General features: G+C 68.1%; 17 protein-coding genes. 16 read left to right on the top strand and 1 reads right to left on the bottom strand.

Annotated features, from left to right (window positions below):
- Window positions 1-274: 274 nt before the first annotated feature.
- The 16 genes from BLU84_RS23460 to BLU84_RS26840 all read left to right on the top strand — a co-directional run bounded on the left by BLU84_RS23460 (window position 275) and on the right by BLU84_RS26840 (window position 18,727).
- The gene (locus BLU84_RS23460) at window positions 275-454 is read left to right on the top strand and encodes a hypothetical protein (RefSeq protein ID WP_074872882.1); all 180 of its coding nucleotides are present in this window, start codon (window positions 275-277) and stop codon (window positions 452-454) included.
- Between the two features lie 146 nt (window positions 455-600).
- Window positions 601-2,343 carry a dihydroxy-acid dehydratase gene (gene ilvD / locus BLU84_RS23455; RefSeq protein ID WP_083383060.1) on the top strand — a complete coding sequence of 581 codons (1,743 nt, stop codon included), beginning with the start codon at window positions 601-603 and terminating at the stop codon, window positions 2,341-2,343.
- A gap of 57 nt (window positions 2,344-2,400) precedes the next feature.
- Entirely contained in the window at window positions 2,401-3,435 is a 1,035-nt protein-coding gene (gene ilvC, locus BLU84_RS23450) for a ketol-acid reductoisomerase (protein WP_074872879.1), read from the top strand.
- Window positions 3,435-5,186, top strand: a complete 1,752-nt coding sequence (gene ilvG / locus BLU84_RS23445) for an acetolactate synthase 2 catalytic subunit (protein WP_074872875.1) — start codon at window positions 3,435-3,437, stop codon at window positions 5,184-5,186. Before ilvC ends, ilvG begins: the two co-directional genes overlap by 1 nt.
- Window positions 5,170-5,406 carry an ACT domain-containing protein gene (locus BLU84_RS23440; protein ID WP_074872870.1) on the top strand — a complete coding sequence of 79 codons (237 nt, stop codon included), beginning with the start codon at window positions 5,170-5,172 and terminating at the stop codon, window positions 5,404-5,406. The genes ilvG and BLU84_RS23440 overlap by 17 nt, the downstream gene beginning before the upstream one ends.
- Complete coding sequence (locus BLU84_RS23435) at window positions 5,403-6,428, top strand: aminotransferase class IV (protein ID WP_170849234.1); 1,026 nt, start codon at window positions 5,403-5,405, stop codon at window positions 6,426-6,428. The genes BLU84_RS23440 and BLU84_RS23435 overlap by 4 nt, the downstream gene beginning before the upstream one ends.
- A gap of 2 nt (window positions 6,429-6,430) precedes the next feature.
- The gene (locus BLU84_RS23430; RefSeq protein ID WP_074872867.1) at window positions 6,431-7,552 is read left to right on the top strand and encodes a threonine dehydratase; all 1,122 of its coding nucleotides are present in this window, start codon (window positions 6,431-6,433) and stop codon (window positions 7,550-7,552) included.
- On the top strand, window positions 7,549-9,153 hold the full coding sequence (locus BLU84_RS23425) for a 2-isopropylmalate synthase (RefSeq protein WP_074872863.1): 1,605 nt from the start codon (window positions 7,549-7,551) through the stop codon (window positions 9,151-9,153). The genes BLU84_RS23430 and BLU84_RS23425 overlap by 4 nt, the downstream gene beginning before the upstream one ends.
- A gap of 144 nt (window positions 9,154-9,297) precedes the next feature.
- Window positions 9,298-10,728, top strand: a complete 1,431-nt coding sequence (gene leuC / locus BLU84_RS23420) for a 3-isopropylmalate dehydratase large subunit (protein ID WP_074872860.1) — start codon at window positions 9,298-9,300, stop codon at window positions 10,726-10,728.
- The gene (gene leuD / locus BLU84_RS23415; protein ID WP_074872857.1) at window positions 10,728-11,351 is read left to right on the top strand and encodes a 3-isopropylmalate dehydratase small subunit; all 624 of its coding nucleotides are present in this window, start codon (window positions 10,728-10,730) and stop codon (window positions 11,349-11,351) included. Before leuC ends, leuD begins: the two co-directional genes overlap by 1 nt.
- Window positions 11,341-12,429 carry a 3-isopropylmalate dehydrogenase gene (gene leuB / locus BLU84_RS23410; RefSeq protein ID WP_074872854.1) on the top strand — a complete coding sequence of 363 codons (1,089 nt, stop codon included), beginning with the start codon at window positions 11,341-11,343 and terminating at the stop codon, window positions 12,427-12,429. The genes leuD and leuB overlap by 11 nt, the downstream gene beginning before the upstream one ends.
- A 326-nt stretch (window positions 12,430-12,755) precedes the next feature.
- Window positions 12,756-14,267, top strand: a complete 1,512-nt coding sequence (gene glpD, locus BLU84_RS23405; protein WP_074872850.1) for a glycerol-3-phosphate dehydrogenase — start codon at window positions 12,756-12,758, stop codon at window positions 14,265-14,267.
- Window positions 14,268-14,418: 151 nt separating this feature from the next.
- Entirely contained in the window at window positions 14,419-15,138 is a 720-nt protein-coding gene (locus tag BLU84_RS23400) for an MIP/aquaporin family protein (protein WP_324610492.1), read from the top strand.
- Between the two features lie 106 nt (window positions 15,139-15,244).
- Window positions 15,245-16,750, top strand: a complete 1,506-nt coding sequence (gene glpK / locus BLU84_RS23395) for a glycerol kinase GlpK (protein ID WP_074872844.1) — start codon at window positions 15,245-15,247, stop codon at window positions 16,748-16,750.
- 637 nt (window positions 16,751-17,387) lie between these two features.
- Complete coding sequence (locus tag BLU84_RS26845) at window positions 17,388-18,299, top strand: SEL1-like repeat protein (protein ID WP_139175212.1); 912 nt, start codon at window positions 17,388-17,390, stop codon at window positions 18,297-18,299.
- Window positions 18,296-18,727, top strand: coding sequence for a hypothetical protein (locus BLU84_RS26840; protein WP_139175211.1), 432 nt, complete (start codon window positions 18,296-18,298; stop codon window positions 18,725-18,727). Before BLU84_RS26845 ends, BLU84_RS26840 begins: the two co-directional genes overlap by 4 nt.
- Window positions 18,728-18,827: 100 nt before the next feature.
- On the opposite strand, the gene BLU84_RS23385 is transcribed toward BLU84_RS26840, so the two are convergent.
- On the bottom strand, window positions 18,828-21,992 hold the full coding sequence (locus BLU84_RS23385; RefSeq protein WP_074872837.1) for an efflux RND transporter permease subunit: 3,165 nt from the start codon (window positions 21,990-21,992) through the stop codon (window positions 18,828-18,830).
- Between the last annotated feature and the right edge of the window lie 29 nt (window positions 21,993-22,021).

Raw genomic sequence — 22,021 nt, 5'->3', positions numbered from 1 at the left:
CCCTTCGCCACACCGGCCGATATCGGCGACGTACAACCCAAGGCTGCGCAGCCTCGGGCCGGCAGGGATCGTCGCGACCTGACCGGCACCGGCCGGACGGTACGTATGAACCGGCGCGATTAGACCCCCAATTTCGCTCCGGCCCGCATAGGGCCGCGACAGGCGCTGGATCCGCAAACCACGCCGCAAGCCGTACGGCGATCGCCCTCACGCTTCGCGATGGTTTTCCAGGAAACTATTGACAAGCCCTGAGCGCGCATGGTCTTCTCGACCCATGACGCAGCGCAGCAACCACCGCCGGACGAATTCGCAGGCCATCGCGGCCTCGAACGAATCCGCGCGCGCCGCGCAGCTCCGCGCCACCCTGCTCAAGGCCGCTCCGGCCATCGCAAGCATTATTCTTGCCCTCGTACTTATTACCTCGCTCACCAGCGCGGGATACGGGTTCGTGTAGAAAACCACACCACCCGAAGGTCGAAAGAACCTGAACCCCGCGCCCAAAAGGCGCGGGGTTTTTCGTTATACGGCCTCGGGTTCCTGGCAACACCGCACGCGGACGTGCGGCAACGGCGAAGGATTCGCCTCCAAGGAACGCCGTTCGTGAGAAGCAACGCCATCAAGCAAGGCCCGGCCCGAGCCCCCGCGCGCGCGATGTTGCGCGCCACCGGCTTGGATGACGCGGCCATCGCCAGACCGCTGGTCGCCGTGGTCCACACCTGGAGCGACGTTTCGCCCTGCAACATCACCCTGCGCGATCTGGCCCAGCACGTGCGCCGCGGCGTCGTTGAGGGCGGCGGCACGCCGATCGAGTTCAACACCATCGCCGTCACCGACGGCATCGCCATGGGCAGCGACGGCATGCGCGCCTCGCTGGCCTCGCGCGAGACCATCGCCGATTCGATCGAACTGGCGGTGTCGGGCCATTGCCTGGACGCGATGGTGCTGCTGGTCGGCTGCGACAAGACCATCCCCGCCGCGGCGATGGCCGCCGCGCGTTTGGATATCCCCACCGTGATCCTCTACGGCGGCACGATCATGCCGGGCCATTGCCCGTCGAAGAAAGGCACCGCGCAGGACAAGCCGCTGACCGTGCAGGACGTGTTCGAAGCGGTCGGCGCGCATTCGGCCGGACGCATCGACGACGCCGAGCTGCACCGGATCGAATCGCACGCCTGCCCCGGCGCCGGCGCCTGCGGCGGCCAGTTCACCGCCAACACCATGGCGATGGTGCTGACCTTCCTGGGCCTGTCGCCGCTGGGCTATAACGATGTTCCGGCGATCCACGAAGACAAGCCGGAAACCGCGCGCCTGTGCGGCGAACTGGTGATGCAGCGCCTGCGCGACGGTTCGCCGACGCCGCGCGAACTGATCACCGCCGCCTCCTTGCGCAACGCCGCGCGCGCGGTCTCGGCCACCGCCGGTTCGACCAACGCCGCGCTGCATCTGCTGGCGATCGCCCACGAAGCCGGCGTCGCCTTCGACCTGGAAGAATTCGAAGCCGCCGCGCACACCCCGGTGATCGCCGACCTGAAACCCGGCGGTCGCTACACCGCCGCGGAAATGTTCGAATTCGGCGGCGCGGCGCTGGTGGCGCGCGAGCTGGAGACGGCCGGTCTGATCGAGGATATTCCGACGGTCACCGGCCGTTCCTTTTTCCAGGAGCTGCGCGAGGCGACGATGGCCGCGCAGCAGGACGTGGTGCGCCCGATCAGCGATCCGCTCAAGCCGCGCGGCGGCTACTCGATCATCTACGGCAACCTGGCCCCGGAAGGCTGCATCCTGAAACTGGCCGGCCACGGCCGCGAGCACTTCGAAGGCCCGGCGCGGGTGTTCGATTCGGAAGAAGCGGCGTTCGCCGCGGTGCAGGCGCGGCAGATCGACGCCGGCGACGTGGTGGTGATCCGCTTCGAAGGCCCCACCGGCGGTCCGGGCATGCGCGAGATGCTGGCGGTGACCGCGGCGCTGGTCGGCCAGGGCCTGAGCAACGACGTCGCGCTGATCACCGACGGCCGTTTCAGCGGCGCGACCCACGGCTTCATGGTCGGCCACATCTCGCCCGAGGCTGCGCACGGCGGCCCGATCGCGCGGCTGCGCGAGGGCGACCGCGTCGTCATCGACGTCACCACCCGTACCTTGAGCGTCGCCGCCGACCTGGCCGCGCGCGAACCCGCGCGCATCGCCCCGCGCGTGACCACCGGCGTGCTGGCCAAGTACGCGCGCAGCGTCGGCTCGGCCTCGCGCGGCGCGGTCACCGCGCCCGGCCCGCTGCAGGCGCCGAAAAAGATCGAAGCGACCTTGATCGAAAACGCAGCTCTAGAACCCGAAGCATCCGAACCCGCCTGACCCGCTCTGCCTCACTCCTCACTTCTCTCCGCTCACTCCTCCCTACGAGATCCCGCCATGACCAGCACCGCCTCCCGTCCCAAGATCGCCGTCGTCGGCTACGGCAGCCAGGGCCGCGCCCACGCGCTCAACCTGCGCGATTCCGGCTTCGACGTCACCGTAGGCCTGCGCCCGGGCGGCCCGACCGAGATCAAGGCCAAGGCCGACGGCTTCACCGTCAAGAATCCGGCCGAAGCGGTCGCCGACGCCGACCTGGTCGCCGTGCTCACGCCGGACATGGTCCAGGCGCAGCTCTATCGCGACGTGATCGAGCCGAACATCCGCGAAGGCGCCTGCCTGCTGTTCGCGCACGGCTTCAACGTGCATTACGGCCAGATCGCGCCGCGCGCCGACCTCGACGTGGTTTTGGTCGCGCCCAAGGGCCCGGGCGCACTGGTGCGCCGCGAGTACGAGATCGGCCGCGGCGTGCCCAGCGTCTACGCCGTGCATCAGGACACCAGCGGCCGCGCCGAAGAGTTCGCCCTGACCTACTGCGCCGGCATCGGCGGCGCGCGCCAGAACGCGATCAAGACCACGTTCAAGGAAGAGACCGAGACCGACCTGTTCGGCGAACAGGCGGTGCTGTGCGGCGGCGCGACCAAGCTGGTCCAGGCCGGCTGGGAAACCCTGGTCGAAGCCGGCTATCAGCCGGAAGTGGCCTATTACGAGTGCCTGCACGAGCTGAAGCTGATCGTCGACCTGTTCTACGAAGGCGGCATCACCCGCATGCACGAGTTCATCAGCGAGACCGCCCAGTACGGCGCGCTGACCCGCGGCAGCTACGTCGTCGACGACAACACCAAGGCGCAGATGCGCAAGGTGCTGACCGAGATCCAGGACGGCACCTTCGCCAAGCAGTGGATCGCCGAATACGCCTCGGGCAACGCCAACTACAAGGCGCTCAAGCGCGGCGACCTGGAACACCCGATCGAAGCGGTCGGCAAGAAGCTGCGCGCGAACATGAAGTGGCTGGACAACGCTCCCAAGACCGCGGCCGCTCCGGCGGCCGCCCCGGCCGCGTCGCGCGGCGAACGACAGGAAGAGGCCGCCTGATGAACGGTGCCCGCTGGCTGGCGCAAGCGCTGGCCGCAGAAGGCGTGGATACGCTGTTCGGTTATCCGGGCGGCACGATCATGCCTTTCTACGACGCCCTGCACGGCTCGGACCTGAAGCACATTCTGGTCCGCCACGAGCAAGGCGCGGCTTTCGCGGCCAACGGCTACGCCCGTGCCAGCGGGCGAGTCGGCGTTTGCGTAGCCACCTCCGGCCCTGGCGCGTCGAACCTGGTCACCGGCATCGCCGATGCGATGCTGGACTCGGTGCCGATGGTCTGCATCACCGGCCAGGTCGCGACCTCGCTGATGGGCACCGATGCGTTCCAGGAACTGGACGTGTTCGGCATGACCCTGCCGATCGTCAAGCACAGCTTCCTGGCGCGCAGCGTTGACGACCTGCCGCGCATGCTCGGCGAAGCGTTCCGGCTGGCGCGTTCGGGCCGGCCGGGTCCGGTGCTGATCGATCTGCCCAAGGACGTGCAGAACGCCGACGCTTCGCATCTGCCCGCGCACACGCCGCTGCCCACCGATGCGGTTCCGGCGGCGCCGGACGCGTCCTACCACGAGGCCGCGGCGCTGATCGCGCACGCACGCAAACCGCTGGTCTACGGCGGCGGCGGCATCTCGCTGGGCGGCGCGGTCGAGTCGTTCCGCGCCTTCGTCGAGGGCAGCCAGATTCCGGCGGTGCTGACGCTGAAGGGATTGGGCGCGCTGCCGGCCGATCACGCCCTGAACCTGGGGATGCTCGGGATGCACGGCAACCGCGCCGCCAATCTGTCGGTGCAGGAATGCGATCTGCTGATCGTGGTCGGCGCGCGCTTCGACGACCGCGCCACAGGCAAGCTGGCCGAGTTCGCGCCGAACGCGCGGGTGGTGCACATGGACCTGGACGCCTGCGAGATCGGCAAGCTGCGCCACGCCGACGCCGGCGTGCGCGGTTGCCTGCGCCGCTCGCTGGACGCGCTGACCCCGGCGATCACCGCGCAGTTGCAGGGCCGCAACGGCGGCGCCCGCCGCGCCTGGCGCGATACCTGCCTGCAGCGCAAGCGCGAGTGCGCGCCGCGCTACGACGCGCCGGGCGAAACCGTGTACGCACCGGCGCTGCTGCGCACGCTGTCCGAGCGCGCGCCGCAGGCGGTGGTCGCCTGCGATGTCGGCCAGCACCAGATGTGGGTCGCCCAGCATTGGCGCTTCGACGACCCGCGCAAGCACCTGACCAGCGGCGGCCTGGGCGCGATGGGCTTCGGCGTGCCGGCCGCGCTGGGCGCGCAGTTGGAAAATCCGGAAGCGACCGTGATCTGCGTCAGCGGCGACGGCTCGTTCCTGATGAACGTGCAGGAGCTGGCGACCATCGCCCGCTATCGCCTGCCGGTGAAGATCGTGCTGCTCGACAACCAGGCCCTGGGCATGGTGCGGCAGTGGCAGGAACTGTTCTTCGAACGCCGCTATTCGGAGATCGACCTGTCCGACAACCCGGACTTCTGCGCGATCGCCGCAGCGTTCGGGATCAAGGCGATGTACGTCGACCGCGCCGATTCGGTCGAAGAAGCGCTGACTTACATGCTCGATACCCCCGGCCCCGTGCTGCTGCACGTGGCCATCGACCAGGCCGCCAACGTCTGGCCGCTGGTTCCGCCGAACCACAACAACGCGCAGATGCTGGATCCGGAAGCCAACGACGCCGACGCGATCGTCAGCCTGACGCCCCCCGCCGCCGAACAGGAGAGCGCCCATGCGATACCAGCTTGATCTGACCCTGCGCCAGGCCGAAGGCGCCCTGGCCCGGGTATTGGGCGCCGCCGAACGCCGCGGCTTCCGTCCCCTGTCGGTGGACGGCGAGGCGCAACCCGACGGCGACCGCTGGCACCTGCGCATGACGGTGGAAGGCGACCGCGCCGACACCGCGCTGCAGAGCCAGCTCGCCAAGCTCTACGACTGTCTTGCTGTCGAGGTTTCCTCATGCACATGAACACCGAAGTTCTGGAACGTCCCGAAGCCGCGCAGTCGCCGGCGCAGGCCGCTGCGGCCGTGCGCGAGCGTTCGCAGGCGCCGAGCCGCAGCGGTGAGGCTTTCGATGCGGCAGAAAGCTCTGAGTCCCGCGCTCGCAGCGAAGTCCCGGTTTCCCAACGCCAACCTCTCGTTTGGTTCGACGGCAAGTTCATCACCGCCGACGCCCCCGAAGCGCCGCTGACCACCCACGCCATGCACTACGGCACCGCGGTGTTCGAAGGCATCCGCAGCTACGCCACCGCCGACGGCGGCGCGGCGGTGTTCCGCCTGCCCGAGCACCTGGAGCGCATGCGCAAGGGCGCGGACATGTTCGGCATCGAGTTCGATATCGAACGCGCCGGCCGCGCGGTGCTGGACACGCTGCGCGCCAACGGCCACCGCGACGCCTACATCCGCCCGCTGACCTGGATGGGCACCGGCACGATCGGCCTGGACGTCGACCCGCTGACCCAGCACCTGATGGTCGCCACCCTGGCCAAGGTCGTGCATCTGGGCGGCGCGCGCACGCGCCTGACCGTGTCGCCGTGGAAGCGCAATCCGGCGACCTCGCTGCCGCCGCTGAAGCTGTCGGGCGCCTACGTCAATTCGATCCTGGCCAAGCGCGAAGCCAAGCAGCGCGGTTTCGACGAGGCGCTGTTCACCGACGACAAGGGCTATGTGGTCGAGTGCACCGGCGCCAACGTGTTCATGGTCAAGAACGGCGAAGTGACCTCGGTCGAGCATCGCGACGCGCTGCCGGGCATCACCCGCGACACCATGATCGCGCTGTCGGGCGCGCAGTCGCGCGAAGTCACCCTGCACGAGCTGCTGGATGCCGACGAAGTCTTCGTCTGCGGCACCGCGGCCGAAGCCTGCGCGATCAGCGTGCTGGACCGCCGCGAGTTCGGCGACAACCCGGTCACCCGCGAACTGGCGGCGCTGTACGCCCAGGTCGTGCGCGGCCAGGACGGCCGCTACGCGCACTGGCTGACGGCGGTCTGAGCATGGACGGCGACGTAGTACGCACCGAGACGACCGTCGGCGCCGCCGATCTGCTGGCGGCGCAGGCGCGGCTGCGCCGCTACCTCGCCGTCACCCCGCTGCATCATGCCGAACGCTTCGGCTGCTGGCTGAAGTTGGAAAACCTGCAGCGCACCGGTTCCTACAAGGTGCGCGGCGCGCTCAACGCGCTGCTGGCCGCGCGCGAACGCGGCGACCACCGTCCGGTGATCGCCGCCTCGGCCGGCAACCACGCCCAGGGCCTGGCCTGGGCCGCCTACCGCCTGGGCGTGAACGCGATCACGGTGATGCCGCGCTGCGCGCCGCAGACCAAGATCGCCGGCGTCGCCCACTGGGGCGCGACCGTGCGCCTGCACGGCGAGACCTACGACGAAGCCAAGGCCTTCGCCATCGAACTGGCGCAGCAGCACGACTACCGCCTGCTGTCGGCCTTCGACGACCCCGATGTGATCGCCGGCCAAGGCACGGTCGGCCTGGAGCTGGCCGCGTTCGCGCCCGACGTGGTGCTGGTGCCGATCGGCGGCGGCGGCCTCGCTGCCGGCGTGGCGTTGGCGCTGAAATCCCAGGGCGTGCGCATCATCGGCGCGCAGGTCGAAGGCGTGGACTCGATGGCGCGCGCGCTGCGCGGCGACCGCCGCCTGATCGAACCGGCCGCGACCCTGGCCGACGGCGTGCGGGTGAAAGACCCCGGCCGCCTGACCGAACGCCTGCTGTCGCAGTTGCTGGACGACGTGGTGATCGTGCGCGAAGCCGAGCTGCGCGAAACCCTGGTCCGGCTGGCGCTGGAAGAACACATCATCGCCGAAGGCGCCGGCGCGCTGGCGCTGGCCGCCGGCCGCCGCATCGCCGCCAAGCGCAAGTGCGCGGTGGTCTCCGGCGGCAATCTCGACGCCCTCGTGCTGGCGCAGCTGTTGTCGGATGTGCGACCGCGCGCACCGCGGCGGCCGCGCCGTCGCAATCGCGACACCTCGCTGTCGCGTGCCGGCGCCACCATCGAGGCGGACATTTACAAGCTCGCCAATCTGCCGCCGCCGCGCGCGGCCGCGTCGCCCCCTTCTTCTTCCCCTTCCCCGCATCGCACCGTTACAGAGGATGTCCCCGCATGAACGAGTCGCCCGGTCCGGTAGCGTCGATTAGCGACGCCCCCCAGCACGTCACCATCTTCGACACCAGCCTGCGCGACGGCGAGCAATCGCCCGGCTGCAGCATGAGCGCCAGCCAGAAGCTGCGCTTCGCCCATGCGCTCAGCGAACTCGGCGTGGACGTCATCGAGGCCGGCTTCCCCGCAAGCTCGGAGGCCGACCTCGAGGGCGTGCGCGCGATCGTGCGCGAAGTGCGCGGTTCGTCGCTGGCGACTCTGGCGCGCTGTCACCCCGGCGACATCGAAGCCTGCGCGCGCGCGCTGGAAGGCGCGGCCAAGCCGCGCATCCATGTGTTCATCTCCACCAGCCCGCTGCACCGCCAGCACAAGCTCAACCTGGACCGGCAGCAGGTGCTGGAACGCGCCGTCGCCGCGGTCGAGCAGGCGCGCCGCTACGTCGACGACGTCGAGTTCTCCTGCGAAGACGCGCTGCGTACCGAGCCCGAATACCTGGTCGAGATCTGCAGCGCGGCGATCGCCGCCGGTGCGCGCACGCTGAACATTCCCGACACCGTCGGCTACACCACGCCCAGCGAGATCCGCTCGCTGTTCGAATACCTGCGTTCCAACGTGCGCGACGCCGACAAAGCGGTGTTCAGCGCCCACTGCCACAACGACCTGGGCCTGGCCGTAGCCAACAGCCTGGCCGCGATCGAAGGCGGCGCGCGCCAGGTCGAGTGCACCATCAACGGCATCGGCGAGCGCGCCGGCAACTGCGCGCTGGAAGAACTGGTGATGGCGCTGCGCGTGCGCAACGCTTACTACAACGCCAGCACCCGCATCGACACCCGCCGGCTGGTGCCGACCTCGCGCCTGCTCTCGCGCATCACCGGCATGGTGGTCCAGCGCAACAAGGCGGTGGTCGGGCAGAACGCGTTCGCGCACGAGTCGGGCATCCACCAGCACGGCATGCTCAAGCACCGCGGCACCTACGAGATCATGGCGCCCGAAGACGTGGGCTGGGCCCAGTCGCAGATGGTCATGGGCCGCCACAGCGGCCGCGCCGCGCTGAACGACCGCCTGCAGGCGCTGGGCTTCAGCGTCGACGAGGCGCGCTTGAACTCGGTGTTCGCCGCGTTCAAGACCCTGGCCGAGAAGAAGCGCGAAGTGTTCGACGCCGACCTGGAAGCGCTGGTGCTCGGCGCCGATGCCAAGGCCGCGCGCGGCTACCGGCTGGTGCGCGCCCACGTCAGCACCGGCGTGGCCGACGGCAGCCTGCCGACCGCGAGCGTGCAACTGGTCGATCCCGACGGCGCCACGATCAGCGAAGCCGCGGTCGGCGACGGCCCGGTGCACGCGCTGTTCGCCGCGCTGGCGCGCGCCACCGGCCTGCGTCTGGCGATCGACAGCTACAACGTCTCCAGCGTGACCACCGGCGACGACGCGCAAGGCCAGGCCAGCCTGACCGCGCGCGTGGACGGCGTCGAGCTGACCGGTTCGGGCACCAGCACCGACATCATCGAGGCCAGCGCGCTGGCCTGGCTGGAGCTGGCGAACCGGCTGGTGCGCACGCAGCGGCAGACGGAGCCGGCGACGCAGCCGCGCAAGGTCGCCGCGACCGCATGAATTATCAAAGCCCCTCTCCCGCTCGCGGGAGAGGGGTTGGGGTGAGGGCACGCCCTCATCCGGCCCTTCGGGCCACCTTCTCCCGCTCGCGGGAGAAGGACGCATCAAACACCTTCAACGCCTAGAGCCATAGTCGCCTCCATCATGACTTCAGCCACTCAACCCACCACGCTGTTCGACAAACTGTGGACCGCCCACCTGGTCGCGCCCGAATCCGAGGCCGCGCCGGCGGTGCTGTACATCGACCTGCACCTGATCCACGAAGTGACCTCGCCGCAGGCCTTCGCCGAACTGGAATCGCGCGGGCTCTCGCCGCGCCGCCCGGATCTGACCAAGGGCACGCTCGACCATTCCACCCCGACCCTGCCCGCCGGCGCTGACGGCCGCCTGCCCTACTACACCGCCGAAGCCGAAAACCAGGTCGACACCCTGCGCCGCAACTGCGCGCGCCACGGCGTCGAGCTGTTCGATTACGACAGCGACCATCGCGGCATCGTCCACGTGATCGGCCCGGAACTGGGCCTGACCCAGCCCGGCCAGACCATCGTTTGCGGCGACAGCCACACCGCCACCCACGGCGCGTTCGGCGCGCTGGCCTTCGGCATCGGCACCAGCGAGGTCGGCCACGTGCTGGCCACCCAGTGCCTGCTGCAGCGCAAGCCCAAGACCCTGGCGATCAATGTCGAAGGCGAACTGGCGCCCGGCGTCGGCGCCAAGGACTTGATCCTGCACATCATCGGCGCGATCGGCGTCAACGGCGGCACCGGCCACGTCATCGAGTACCGCGGCTCGACCATCCGCGCGCTGTCGATGGACGAGCGCATGACCGTGTGCAACATGTCGATCGAGGCCGGCGCGCGCGCCGGCCTGATCGCACCCGATCAGACCACCTTCGACTACCTCGCGCAGACCCCGCGCGCGCCGCGCGGCGCCGACTGGGAGCGCGCGGTCGCGCGCTGGAGCGAGTTCAAGACCGACGAGGGCGCGCAGTTCGACCGCGAAGTGCGCATCCACGCCAGCGCGATCAAGCCGACCCTGACCTGGGGCACGCACCCGGGCCAGGTCGCAGCGATCGACGCGCACCTGCCGCAGGCGAACGACGCCGACGAAGCCAAGGCGCTGGCCTACATGGGCTTCGACGGCGGCGCGGCGATGGCCGGGCGGCCGGTGGACGTGGTGTTCGTCGGCAGCTGCACCAACTCGCGCCTGTCCGATCTGCGCCAGGCTGCGCAGGTGCTGCGCGGGCGCCGCGTGCATCCGCGCGTGCGCATGCTGGTGGTGCCCGGTTCCGAACAGGTCAAGCGCGCCGCCGAAGCCGAGGGCATCGATGCGGTGGTGCGCGCGGCCGGCGCCGAATGGCGCGAGCCGGGCTGCTCGATGTGCATCGCCATGAACGGCGACCTGGTCGGCGCCGGCCAGTTGGCCGTGTCCACCAGCAACCGAAATTTCGAAGGCCGCCAGGGCAAGGGCGCGCGCACCCTGCTGGCCTCGCCGCTGACCGCCGCGGCCTGCGCCGTGGCCGGGCACGTGGTCGATCCGCGCGACTATCTCGACGCTGTGAAGGAGGTTGCGTAATGTCCGCCGGTTTTTCCGAAGTCGTCTCGCGCACCGTAGTGCTGCGCGAACGCAACATCGACACCGACCAGATCATCCCAGCGCGCTTTCTGACCACGACCGAGCGCAAGGGCCTGGGCAAGTTCGCCTTCAACGACTGGCGCTACCTCGCCGACGGCTCGCCCAACCCGGAGTTCGAACTCAACAAGCCGGCCAACGCCGGCGCCGCGATCCTGGTGGCCGGGCGCAACTTCGGCTGCGGCTCCTCGCGCGAGCACGCGCCGTGGGCGCTGACCGACCTGGGCCTGCGCGCGGTCATCAGCAGCGAGATCGCCGACATCTTCCGCAGCAACTCGCTCAAGAACGGCCTGCTGCCGATCGTGGTCGAGCAAGACCTGCTCGACGAACTGCTGGACCAGCCCGGCATCGAGCTGCGCATCGACGTGCGCGAGCGCCGCCTGCACCTGCCCGACGGGCGCAGCGCGCCGTTCCCGCTCGACGCCTTCGCCCAGACCTGCCTGCTCGAAGGCGTCGACCAGCTCGGCTACCTGCTGCGCCAGCTCGACGCCATCCACGGGTTCGAACAACGCCGCGCCGCGGCCCAACAAGCATCGTTTTCACAGGAGCAAGTCCATGCGCGCTGACATCGTCGTTCTCGAAGGCGACGGCATCGGTCCGGAAGTCACCGCCGCCGCGGTCCAGGTACTGCAGGCGGTCGCCACCCGTTATCGCCATCAGTTCCAGTTGCATCGCCATCTGATCGGCGGCGCCGCCATCGACGCCACCGGCGAGCCGCTGCCGGCGGCCACGCTGCAGGCCTGCCAGCGCGCGGACGCCGTGCTGCTCGGCGCGGTCGGCGGCCCGAAGTGGTCCGACCCCAAGGCCAAGGTGCGCCCCGAGCAAGGCCTGCTGGCGCTGCGCAAGGGTCTGGGCCTGTACGCCAACCTGCGCCCGGTGCAGCCGCACGCGGCCACCCTGGGCGCCTCGCCGATCAAGCCGCATCTGCTGGCCGGGGTCGACCTGATCGTCGTGCGCGAACTCACCGGCGGCATCTATTTCGGCGACAAGCAGCGCAGCGACACCAGCGCCAGCGATCTGTGCGAGTACAGCGTGGCCGAGATCGAGCGCGTGGTGCGCCGCGCCTGCGAGCTGGCGCGCGGCCGCCGCAGCCACGTGGTCAGCGTGGACAAGGCCAACGTGCTGGAAACCTCGCGGCTGTGGCGCGAAGTCGCATCCAGGGTGGCGCGCGAGGAATTCCCCGACGTGACCTTGGAGCATCAGCTGGTCGATTCGATGGCCATGCACCTGATCGCCAAGCCGCGCGCGTTCGATGTCATCGTCACCGAGAACATGTTCGGCGACATCCTCACCGACGAGGCTTCGATGCTGGCCGGTTCGCTCGGCCTGCTGCCGTCGGCGTCGCTGGGCGAAGGCAAGGTCGGCCTGTACGAGCCGATCCACGGCTCGGCCCCGGACATCGCCGGCCGCGGCATCGCCAATCCCTGCGGCACCATCCTCAGCGCCGCGCTGCTGCTGCGCCACTCGCTGGGCCTGGAGGCCGAAGCGGCCTGCATCGAACAGGCCGTGGCCGCGGTGCTCGACGCCGGCGTGCTGACCGCCGACCTCGCGCCCGCGGGCGAAGCGGCGACCACCGCCGAGGTCACCGCCGCGGTGCAGGCCCAGCTCGACCTGCCCTGCCACGTCGCCGAACTGCGCGACTGAGCGCGCCCGGCGTCCCTCTCCCGCGCGGGAGAGGGACGCGGCCGCGATGGCCTGCGAACGATGCGAACTCCATGCACCACGACGGTCCGCCACTCATAACAAAGCGAACCCCACCGCTCTCTCCAGCAACACCATCCCCTCGCCCGATGCCCCCCCGCATCGGGCTTCTTTTTTGTGCCTCCAGTCCACGACCGACATCGATCCCTCACCCGTCATTGATGTGAACCCAGGCAACAATCGCCGCATCACGCTGTGCCATGATCCCGAGGCACCCTGGGCCGGCGCCAAGCAGCCCGCAGCCAGACGCGAACGCGCCCCGAAGCCGCATGACCGAAACAGAAGTACCCACGGCCGACCTGCTGATCGTCGGCGGCGGCATCAACGGCGCAGCGATCGCGCGCGACGCGGCAGGACGCGGTTTGTCCGTGATCCTGTGCGAACAGGGCGACATCGCCTCGCACACCTCCAGCGCCAGCACCAAGCTCATCCACGGCGGCCTGCGCTATCTGGAACAGTTCGAATTCGCCCTGGTCGGCAAGGCCCTGGCCGAACGCAAGCGCCTGCTGCGCATGGCCCCGCACATCATCTGGCCGCTGCGCTTCGTGCTGCCGCACCAGCCGCATCTGCGCCCGGCGTGGATGATCCGCATCGGCCTGTTCCTCTACGACCGCCTCGGCGGACGCCGCAGCCGCGACCTGCCGGGTTCGCGCTCGGTCAACCTGCGCAAGCACATCGCCGGGCGCGCGCTGCGCGAGGAGTTCAGCCGCGGCTTCGTCTATTCCGACGCCTGGGTGCAGGACGCGCGGTTGTCGGTGCTCAACGCGATGGACGCGGCCGAGCGCGGCGCGCAAGTGTCCGTGCGCACCGCCTGCGTCGCGGCCGAACGCGGCGCGGCGCACTGGGACGCGCAGCTGCGCGGCGCCGACGGCGCGGTACGCACGGTCCGCGCGCGCGCCCTGGTCAACGCCACCGGCCCGTGGGCGGCGAGCTTTCTCGACCGGGTCGCGCACGTCGCGCACAAGCGCAACCTGCGCCTGATCAAGGGCAGCCACATCGTCGTGCCGCGGCTGTTCGAGCACGACCACGCCTACATCTTCCAGCAGCCCGACCGCCGCATCGTGTTCGCGATTCCCTACGAACACGACTACACCCTGATCGGCACCACCGACGTCGACTATCGCGAAGACCCGTCGGCGCCGCGCATCTCCGGCGAGGAGATCGACTACCTGTGCGCCGCCGCCTCGCGCTATTTCCAGCGCCCGGTGCTGTCCGAAGACGTGGTGTGGACTTACAGCGGCGTGCGCCCGCTGCTCGACGACGACAGCGACAAGGCCTCGCAGATCACCCGCGACTACGTGCTCGACCTCGACCGCGAAGGCGCGCCGCTGCTGAGCGTGTTCGGCGGCAAGATCACCACCGCGCGCAAGCTCGCCGAAGAGGCCTGCGACACCCTGGCGCCGCTGCTGGGCAACCGCCGCCCGGCCTGGACCGGCGCCTCCAAACTGCCCGGCGGCGACCTGCCGAACGCCGATTTCGAGGGGTTTTTCGAGGATTTCAGCCTACGCCGGCCGTGGCTGCCGGATCCGCTGGCCTACCGTCTGTGCCGCAACTACGGCAGCCGCGCGCTGCGCATCGTCGAGAGCTGCGTGCGCCTGGAAGACCTCGGCCAGCGCTTCGGCGCCGACCTCTACCAGGCCGAAGTGGACTACCTGATCGACTTCGAATGGGCGCGCACCGCCGAGGACATCCTGTGGCGGCGCTCCAAGCTCGGCCTGCGCTTCGACGCAGCCGGCCGTGACGCTTTGCAGCGTTACATCGCACAGCGCGCCACAGCATGATTGCCGTGGGCTCTCGATTGCTCCCTGTAGGAGCGGCGCAAGCCGCGACCGCGACCTCGCGCTTGCGTCGTAGATGCGATGTCGCAGTCGCGGCTCGCGCCGCTCCTACAGGGAGATACCCAACCTCCGCGACATAAGGAAATCCACCGCAATGGCCTCACCGATGTCGCAATACCTCAGCGAGTTCATCGCCACCGCCATGCTGATCCTGCTCGGCAACGGCGTGGTCGCCGGCGCGCTGCTCAACCAGTCCAAGGCGCAAGGCGCCGGCTGGGGCGTGATCACCGCGGCCTGGGGCCTGGCGGTGCTGATCGGCATCTACATCGCCGGCCCGACCAGCGGCGCGATCATGAACCCGGCGCTGACCATCGCCCTGGCCGCGATCGGCAAATTGTCCTGGGCCGTGGTGCCTGGCTTCGTGCTCGCCCAGGTCGCCGGCGCCTTCCTCGGCGCCACCCTGGTGTGGCTGACCTATCTGGCGCACTGGCGGGTCAGCGACGATCCCGAACTCAAGCGCGCGATCTTCTGCACCTCTCCGGCGATCCGCGACACCAAGGCCAACCTGCTGACCGAAGCCATCGGCACCTTCGCCCTGACCTTCGGCGCGCTCGCCATCGGCGCCAACACCCTCGCCCCCGGCATGGGCCCGCTCGGCGTCGGCCTGCTGGTGGTGGTGATCGGCATGTCGCTCGGCGGCCCCACCGGCTACGCCATCAACCCCGCGCGCGACCTCGGCCCGCGCATCGCCCACGCGCTGCTGCCGATCGCCGGCAAGGGCGGCTCGGACTGGGGCTATGCCTGGGTGCCGGTGGTCGCGCCGATCGTCGGCGCGGTGCTGGGGGCGTTCGCGTTTCAGGCCGCTTATGGCTAGGCGATAGCGGACAGACGTTAGCGAACGCAGTCGCTCCCTATCCGCTCCCTGGCGCTTTTACTATCTCCCAACTCCTATCCGCTATCTCCTGACCCGGCGGCCGACCATGACCCAGCGCTACATCCTCGCCATCGACCAAGGCACCACCAGCTCGCGCGCCATGCTGTTCGACCGCGACGGCCGCGTCGTCGGCGTGGCGCAGCGCGAGTTCGAACAGATTTTCCCGCGGCCGGGTTGGGTCGAGCACGATCCGCGCGAGATCCTCGCCAGCGTGCAGACCACCGCGATCGAGGTGATGACCAAGGCCCAGATCAGCGCATCGCAGATCGCCGGCATCGGCATCACCAACCAGCGCGAGACCACCGTGGTCTGGGACCGCCACACCGGCCAGGCCGTGCACAACGCCATCGTCTGGCAGTCGCGCCAGACCGCGCAGATCTGCGAGCAGCTCAAGGCCGACGGCTATGAAGAAATGGTGCGCGAACGCACCGGCTTGCTGATCGACGCCTATTTCTCCGGCACCAAGGTCAAGTGGATCCTCGACAACGTCGAAGGCGCGCGGGCCAAGGCCGAGCGCGGCGACCTGCTGTTCGGCACCATCGACACCTGGCTGATCTGGAACCTGTCGGAGAACAAGGCTCACGTCACCGACTACTCCAATGCCTCGCGCACGTTGATGTACGACATCCACAAGCGCCAGTGGTGCCCGGAACTGCTGGAGATGCTCGGCGTGCCGGCCTCGATGCTGCCGGAGGTGCGCTCCAGCAGCGAGGTCTACGCCCACACCGGCGCGCGCCACTTCTTCAACAATTCGGTGCCGATCTGCGGCGTCGCCGGCGACCAGCAGGCGGCGCTGTTCGGCCAAGCCTGTTTCGAAGCCGGCATGGCCAAGAACACCTACGGCACCGGCTGTTTCCTGCTCATGAACACCGGCGAGAAGGCGGTGCGCTCCGACAACGGCCTGCTCACCACCATCGCCTGGGGCGTGGACGGCAAGGTCGAGTACGCGCTGGAAGGCAGCATCTTCGTCGCAGGCTCGGCGGTGCAGTGGCTGCGCGACGGCCTGCGCATGCTCGGCAAGGCCAGCGACTCGCAGGCCTACGCCGAACGCGCGCGCTCCACCGACGGCGTCTATTTCGTCCCCGCCTTCGTCGGCCTGGGCGCGCCGTACTGGCGCAGCGACGTGCGCGGCGCGGCGTTCGGCCTGACCCGCGGCACCAGCAAGGAACATTTCATCCGCGCCGTGCTCGAGTCCTTGGCCTACCAGACCCGCGACGTGCTCAGCGCGATGCAGGCCGACGCCGGCATCGAACTGACCTCGCTGCGCGCCGACGGCGGCGCCATCGCCAACGACTTCACCGCGCAGTTCCAGGCCGACATCCTCAACGTCGCGCTGCAACGCCCGCAAGTCAACGAGACCACCGCGCTAGGCGCGGCCTATCTGGCCGGGTTGGCGGTCGGTTTCTGGGAAAGCCGAGAGCAGATCGCGCAGCAGTGGCAGGTCGAGCGCAGCTTCGAGCCGCAGATGCTGGAGGCCGAGCGCGAGAAGCTGTATGCCGGGTGGAAGCGGGCGATCGAAGCGACGTTGGCGTTCAGCGTCGAGCACGCCTGAGAACGACCGGCATCGAATATCTCTTTCGTCATACCTAAATCGTTTTCCGACCTCTGCCGATCGAACCATGCAGGCAGACGGACACGGCTGCCTAATTGCCGCAACCACGGATCACTCCTTTGCTCCAATTGCAAACGAGCCCGTCGAAGCGCGCCACAAGAACGCAGCAAACCGCGAGCGCGAAAACCCGACTGAGATAGAAATCTCGTCCTAGCAGAGCAATGTCGGCCGGCCGCGCCGCAGTGGGGCCCGCAAGATCGGCACCATCGGGCGCCTTCACCTCGACCACTATCGCGCACCGGAACTGCAGAAGCGCCGTAAGCAATCGATATTGCGATCACCAAACCCGAAACATTGATCGGATCATGGCTACGGAAATTGCGGCCACCATCGACGCACCCTGCAACACTGCCATGCGCATAGGACTTTAGCTTCGTAAACAGTCTCTCCGCGACCGCGCACCAGATCCAGCGCTCTACACCTCAAGGACGCATGACCGTCACCCCGCCCCTAACAAGACGGCTCAATAAATGTTTATCGACACTTAGTCATATTCACATTTTTTCTACCTTTTCTTTGCGACCGAAGGGAAAGTACGCTTTGCCCCAGGCGACGACGCACGGAAAAGATCGAACGCATGGCATATAGCTCTGAAAATTCGCCCCTTCAGATCGACTCTAGCCCCTGCGGCTCTTCAACATCTTGCTCGATCGTGCGCACTCCTCGCATCGCTCTTCTCCTTCTAATGCTCTTCATGGCAACAAGCTGCCATCGGGAGGATGAGGGCCACACCCCGCCGCAACTCGCCCAGTCAGAACCTGCAAGCCAGCATGCAAATGCATCGCGCGCCCTTCCTTCCACCGAGGGAGGTAGCCGCCCCATCGCGGCCGCACGAATTGTTGCAACCACGACGAAGTACGCAGACCGCTACCCGGCGCTCAGCGCCTTGGCAGAATCGGGAGATGCGAGCGCGGCATTTCAGTTGTACGAAGACCTTAAGCGGTGCGCTTCCGCTGAAGCTCGCGAAGAAGCCATGGAAGCGCTTGCCGCAGAGTCCGGGGACAAGGCTCTCGTCTCCAACATCGTCGCTTCGCTTTCCGAAGATCGTGTCGTGTGCGCCGGCCTCAGCGACGAACAACTGGCCACAAGGGATCACTGGATCGACGTCGCGGCCCGACTCGGACAGCCCGAGGCCCAACTCGCATATTTCTCCGTAGCGACGGAGAAATTCGACACGCCCGAGAAAGTGGTCGCCAACATCGAAGAAATTGCGCGAATCAAGACCCAGGCATTGATCTACCTGACCTCGGCGGCCGAAAAGGGAAACCGCACGGCGATCTTCAATCTCGCGAATCATTATCACGATGGAACGCTGGCCAGGCGCGACCCCGTGAAGGCCTACGCGTACATGCGACTTCTGCAGCAACGAGGCGGAGTCGATTCGGCAACGAAGTATCTCGACCTTTGGCGCCGGGATATGACAACCGAACAAGTAATGAGCGCAGAGGCCATCGCGGCCGATGCAAACAAGCGGAGGGGCGCGAGATGAAATCGAAGTGGTTGTTAGGCACTGCGGGTATCGTCGGCATCGGTCTTGCGATCGCAGCGAACTATGGGACGTTCAACTGTACGAGCGGCTGCACTTTAGAGGGAGGAACGCCCGATCCGGAGACGGTGAGCTTCATCGTTTCCACAGTAAACCAGAAAGTCGAACAGTGGAAAGCAAAGGACACCGTAACCGTCTGCAATACCAGTACATGTGCGACCTATCTTATGGTTTCGGTCATGGGAGGCGTTTCTGGGATGCAACAGATTTCCAAAGTACAACGAGGCACCGGCGGCAGCGGCGGCCCAGACGGAGGTAGCGGCGGCGGCGGCAGCGGCGGTGGCTGGACGGGTGTCGGTGGCAGTGAATGCTTTGGCGACTGCGGCGGCAAGGTCATCGTTGGGCCGGTAAGGCCGCCGAATAAGGGATAAGACACCTCAATAGCATCGCTCCACCGACGGCGGCGCTTGATACTGCGCCGCCGTTACAAGTCCCCAAGCAGCGATCCGCGAATATCCCTACTTGAGAGGCTTACGTCTCCTGCGGCACCTTCACCTTGAACCACGCCGCATACAACGCCGGCAGGAACAACAAGGTCAGCGCCGTCGCCACCATCAACCCGCCCATGATCGCCACCGCCATCGGCCCGAAGAAGGCGCTGCGCGACAACGGAATCATCGCCAGGATCGCCGCCAGCGCGGTCAGTACGATCGGGCGGAAACGCCGCACGGTCGCATCGACGATCGCCTTCCACGGCTCGTGGCCCTCGGCGCGGTCCTGCTCGATCTGATCGACCAGGATCACCGAGTTGCGCATGATCATGCCCGCCAGCGCGATCGTGCCCAGCATCGCCACGAAGCCGAACGGCACCCGGAACACCAGCAGGAACACGGTCACCCCGATCAGGCCCAGCGGCGCGGTCAGCAGCACCATGAAGCTGCGCGAGAAGCTGCGCAGCTGCAGCATCAGCAGGGTGAACACCGCGAACAGGAACAGCGGCATGCCGGCGTTGATCGACTTCTGCCCGCGCGCGGAGTCCTCGACGCTGCCGCCGACGTCGATCGAATAGCCGTACGGCAGCTGCGCGCGCAACCCGTCCAGGGTCGGCGAGATCTGGCCCATCGCCGACGCCGGCTGGGTGCCGTCGTAGATGTCGGCGCGCACGGTCATGGTCGGCAGGCGGTCGCGGTGCCAGATGATGCCTTCCTCGAAGCCGTACTCCAGGGTCGCGATCTGGGTCAGCGGCACGCTGCGGCCGCTGCTGGTCGGCACCATCAGATTGCCGAGCATGTCGAGCTGGATGCGCTCCTCGCCGGGGCCGCGCAGCAGCATCTCGATCAGGCGGTTGCTCTCGCGGTAGGTGCTGATGTGCGAGCCCGACAGCGAACTGGACAGGAACTGCGACAGCTGCGCCGAACTCACGCCCAGGGCGCGCGCGCGTTCCTGATCGACCTGCAGGCGCACCACCTTGCTCGGCTCGTCCCAATCCAGGTTGACGTTGGCCACGTGCGGGTTCTCGCGGATCTTCTCGCGCACCTGGTAGGCGATCTTGCGCACCTGGTCGATGTGCTCGCCGGACACGCGGAACTGCACCGGATAGCCGACCGGCGGGCCGTTCTCCAATCGGGTCACGCGCAACTGCAGCTCGGGGAAGCGCGGCGCGACCTCCTGGATCACCCAGGTGCGCAGCGTTTCGCGCGCCTTGAGATCCTTGGGCATCAGCACGAACTGGGCGAAGTTGGCCGCCGGCAGCTGCTGATCCAGCGGTAGGTAGAAGCGCGGCGAACCGGTGCCGACATACGCGACGTAGTTCGCCAGGTCCTTGCGTTGCTTGAGCATCGCTTCCAACCGCGCGGCCTGCTCGGCGGTCTGGCGCAGCGACGAGCCTTCGGCCAGCTCCATGTCCACCATCAGCTCCGGCCGCACCGAGTCGGGGAAGAACTGCTGCGGGATGAAGCGGAACAGGAAGATCGAACCGACGAAGGCGGCCACGGTCACCGCGATCACCAACCAGCGCCGGCGCACGCACCACAGCACCCAGCCGCGGAAGCGCACGTAGAACTTGGACGCGTACGGGTCGTGGACATGGCCGTCGATCGGCGGCTTCGGCGCGATCGCGTCGGCCAGCGCCGGCACCCGCCGCGCCAGCGCTTCGCGCGCGCCGTTCCAGCGCGCAGCCAGCGAACCGGGCTTGGGCGGCTCAGCGGCGTGGCCGTAATCGGGCAGCAGCTTGTCGCCGAGGAACGGAATGAACGCGACCGCGGCGATCCACGACACGCACAGCGCGATGGTCACCACTTCGAACAGCGAGCGGGTGTATTCGCCGGTGCTCGAGGCCGCGGTGGCGATGGGCAGGAAGCCGGCGGCGGTGATCAAGGTGCCGGTGAGCATCGGGAACGCCGTGCTTTCCCAAGCGAAGGCGGCCGCGCGCAGGCGGCTGAAGCCTTGCTCCATCTTGATCGCCATCATCTCCACCGCGATGATCGCGTCGTCCACCAGCAGGCCCAGCGCCAGCACCAGCGCGCCCAGCGAAATCTTGTGCAGGCCGACGCCGAAGAAGTCCATGACCGCGAAGGTCATCGCCAGCACCAACGGGATCGACAGCGCCACCACCAAGCCGGTGCGCAACCCCAGCGAGAAGAAGCTCACCAGCAGCACGATCGCCACCGCCTCGGCCAGCACGCGCACGAATTCGCCGACCGATTCCTCCACCGCCGCGGGCTGGTCGGCGACCTTGCGCAGCTCCATGCCGGCCGGCAGGGTCTTCTGCAGACGCGCGAACTCGGTCTCCAAGGTCTTGCCGAGCTTGAGGATGTCGCCGCCTTCCTTCATCGACACGCCGATGCCGATCGCGTCCTCGCCCATGAAGCGCATGCGCGGTTGCGGCGGGTCGGCGAAGCCGCGGCGCACGTCGGCCACGTCGCCCAGGCGGAAAGTGCGGTCGCCGACGCGGATCGGGAAGTCGCGGATCTGTTCGACCGAGGTGAACTGCCCGCCGACGCGCACCGGCACGCGACTGGAACCCGTCTCGAAGAAACCGGCCGGCACCAGCGCGTTCTGCTGGTTCAGCGCGTCCTGCACCGCCTGCGCCGGGACGCCGAGGGTGGACAGCTTCACGTTCGACAGCTCGACCCAGATCTTTTCGTCCTGCACGCCGAACAGTTCGATCTTGCCCACGTCGGGCTGGCGCTGCAGCGCCAGCTGCACGCGGTCGGCGTAGTCCTTGAGCACGGCGTAGTCGAAGCCCTTGCCGGTCAGCGCGTAGATGTTGCCGAAGGTGTCGCCGAATTCGTCGTTGAAGAACGGGCCGACGATGTCGTCGGGCAAGGTCGGGCGGATGTCGCCGATCTTCTTGCGCGCCTGGTACCACAGCGGCTGGATGTCCTTGGAGCGCAGCGAGTCCTTGGCGGCGAAGATCACCTGCGACTCGCCCGGCCGCGAGTACGAGCGGATGAACTCGTACCGACCGGTCTCCATGAGCTTCTTCTCGATGCGCTCGGTGACCTGGCGCGAGACCTGCTCGGCGGTGGCGCCCGGCCACAGCGTGCGCACCACCATCACCTTGAAGGTGAAGGCCGGATCTTCGCTGCGGCCCAGGCGCAGGTAGGACATGGCGCCGGCCAGGGCCAGCACCAGCATCGCGTAGACGATCAGGCTGCGGTGGCGCAGCGCCCACTCGGAAAGATTGAAGCGCATGGGGTCAGCTCGTTAGGGCGAGGCGCGCG

Origin of the sequence: Lysobacter enzymogenes, assembly GCF_900106525.1 — a bacterium.
Taxonomy (GTDB): Bacteria; Pseudomonadota; Gammaproteobacteria; order Xanthomonadales; family Xanthomonadaceae; genus Lysobacter; species Lysobacter enzymogenes.
The sequence above is the reverse complement of the archived record's forward strand: the minus strand, read 5'-3'. Positions and strand labels throughout refer to the sequence as shown.

What these genes read in the sequence shown, in the direction of transcription:
- glpK (WP_074872844.1), top strand. Translation starts at nt 15,245, where the DNA reads ATGACCCAGCGCTACATCCTCGCCATCGACCAAGGCACCACCAGCTCG.
- BLU84_RS23440 (WP_074872870.1), top strand. Translation starts at nt 5,170, where the DNA reads ATGCGATACCAGCTTGATCTGACCCTGCGCCAGGCCGAAGGCGCCCTG.
- ilvC (WP_074872879.1), top strand. Translation starts at nt 2,401, where the DNA reads ATGACCAGCACCGCCTCCCGTCCCAAGATCGCCGTCGTCGGCTACGGC.
- leuC (WP_074872860.1), top strand. Translation starts at nt 9,298, where the DNA reads ATGACTTCAGCCACTCAACCCACCACGCTGTTCGACAAACTGTGGACC.
- BLU84_RS26845 (WP_139175212.1), top strand. Translation starts at nt 17,388, where the DNA reads ATGGCATATAGCTCTGAAAATTCGCCCCTTCAGATCGACTCTAGCCCC.
- BLU84_RS23400 (WP_324610492.1), top strand. Translation starts at nt 14,419, where the DNA reads ATGGCCTCACCGATGTCGCAATACCTCAGCGAGTTCATCGCCACCGCC.
- leuB (WP_074872854.1), top strand. Translation starts at nt 11,341, where the DNA reads ATGCGCGCTGACATCGTCGTTCTCGAAGGCGACGGCATCGGTCCGGAA.
- BLU84_RS23430 (WP_074872867.1), top strand. Translation starts at nt 6,431, where the DNA reads ATGGACGGCGACGTAGTACGCACCGAGACGACCGTCGGCGCCGCCGAT.
- BLU84_RS23435 (WP_170849234.1), top strand. Translation starts at nt 5,403, where the DNA reads ATGAACACCGAAGTTCTGGAACGTCCCGAAGCCGCGCAGTCGCCGGCG.
- BLU84_RS23385 (WP_074872837.1), bottom strand. Translation starts at nt 21,992, where the DNA reads ATGCGCTTCAATCTTTCCGAGTGGGCGCTGCGCCACCGCAGCCTGATC.
- ilvG (WP_074872875.1), top strand. Translation starts at nt 3,435, where the DNA reads ATGAACGGTGCCCGCTGGCTGGCGCAAGCGCTGGCCGCAGAAGGCGTG.
- glpD (WP_074872850.1), top strand. Translation starts at nt 12,756, where the DNA reads ATGACCGAAACAGAAGTACCCACGGCCGACCTGCTGATCGTCGGCGGC.
- leuD (WP_074872857.1), top strand. Translation starts at nt 10,728, where the DNA reads ATGTCCGCCGGTTTTTCCGAAGTCGTCTCGCGCACCGTAGTGCTGCGC.
- BLU84_RS23460 (WP_074872882.1), top strand. Translation starts at nt 275, where the DNA reads ATGACGCAGCGCAGCAACCACCGCCGGACGAATTCGCAGGCCATCGCG.
- BLU84_RS23425 (WP_074872863.1), top strand. Translation starts at nt 7,549, where the DNA reads ATGAACGAGTCGCCCGGTCCGGTAGCGTCGATTAGCGACGCCCCCCAG.
- BLU84_RS26840 (WP_139175211.1), top strand. Translation starts at nt 18,296, where the DNA reads ATGAAATCGAAGTGGTTGTTAGGCACTGCGGGTATCGTCGGCATCGGT.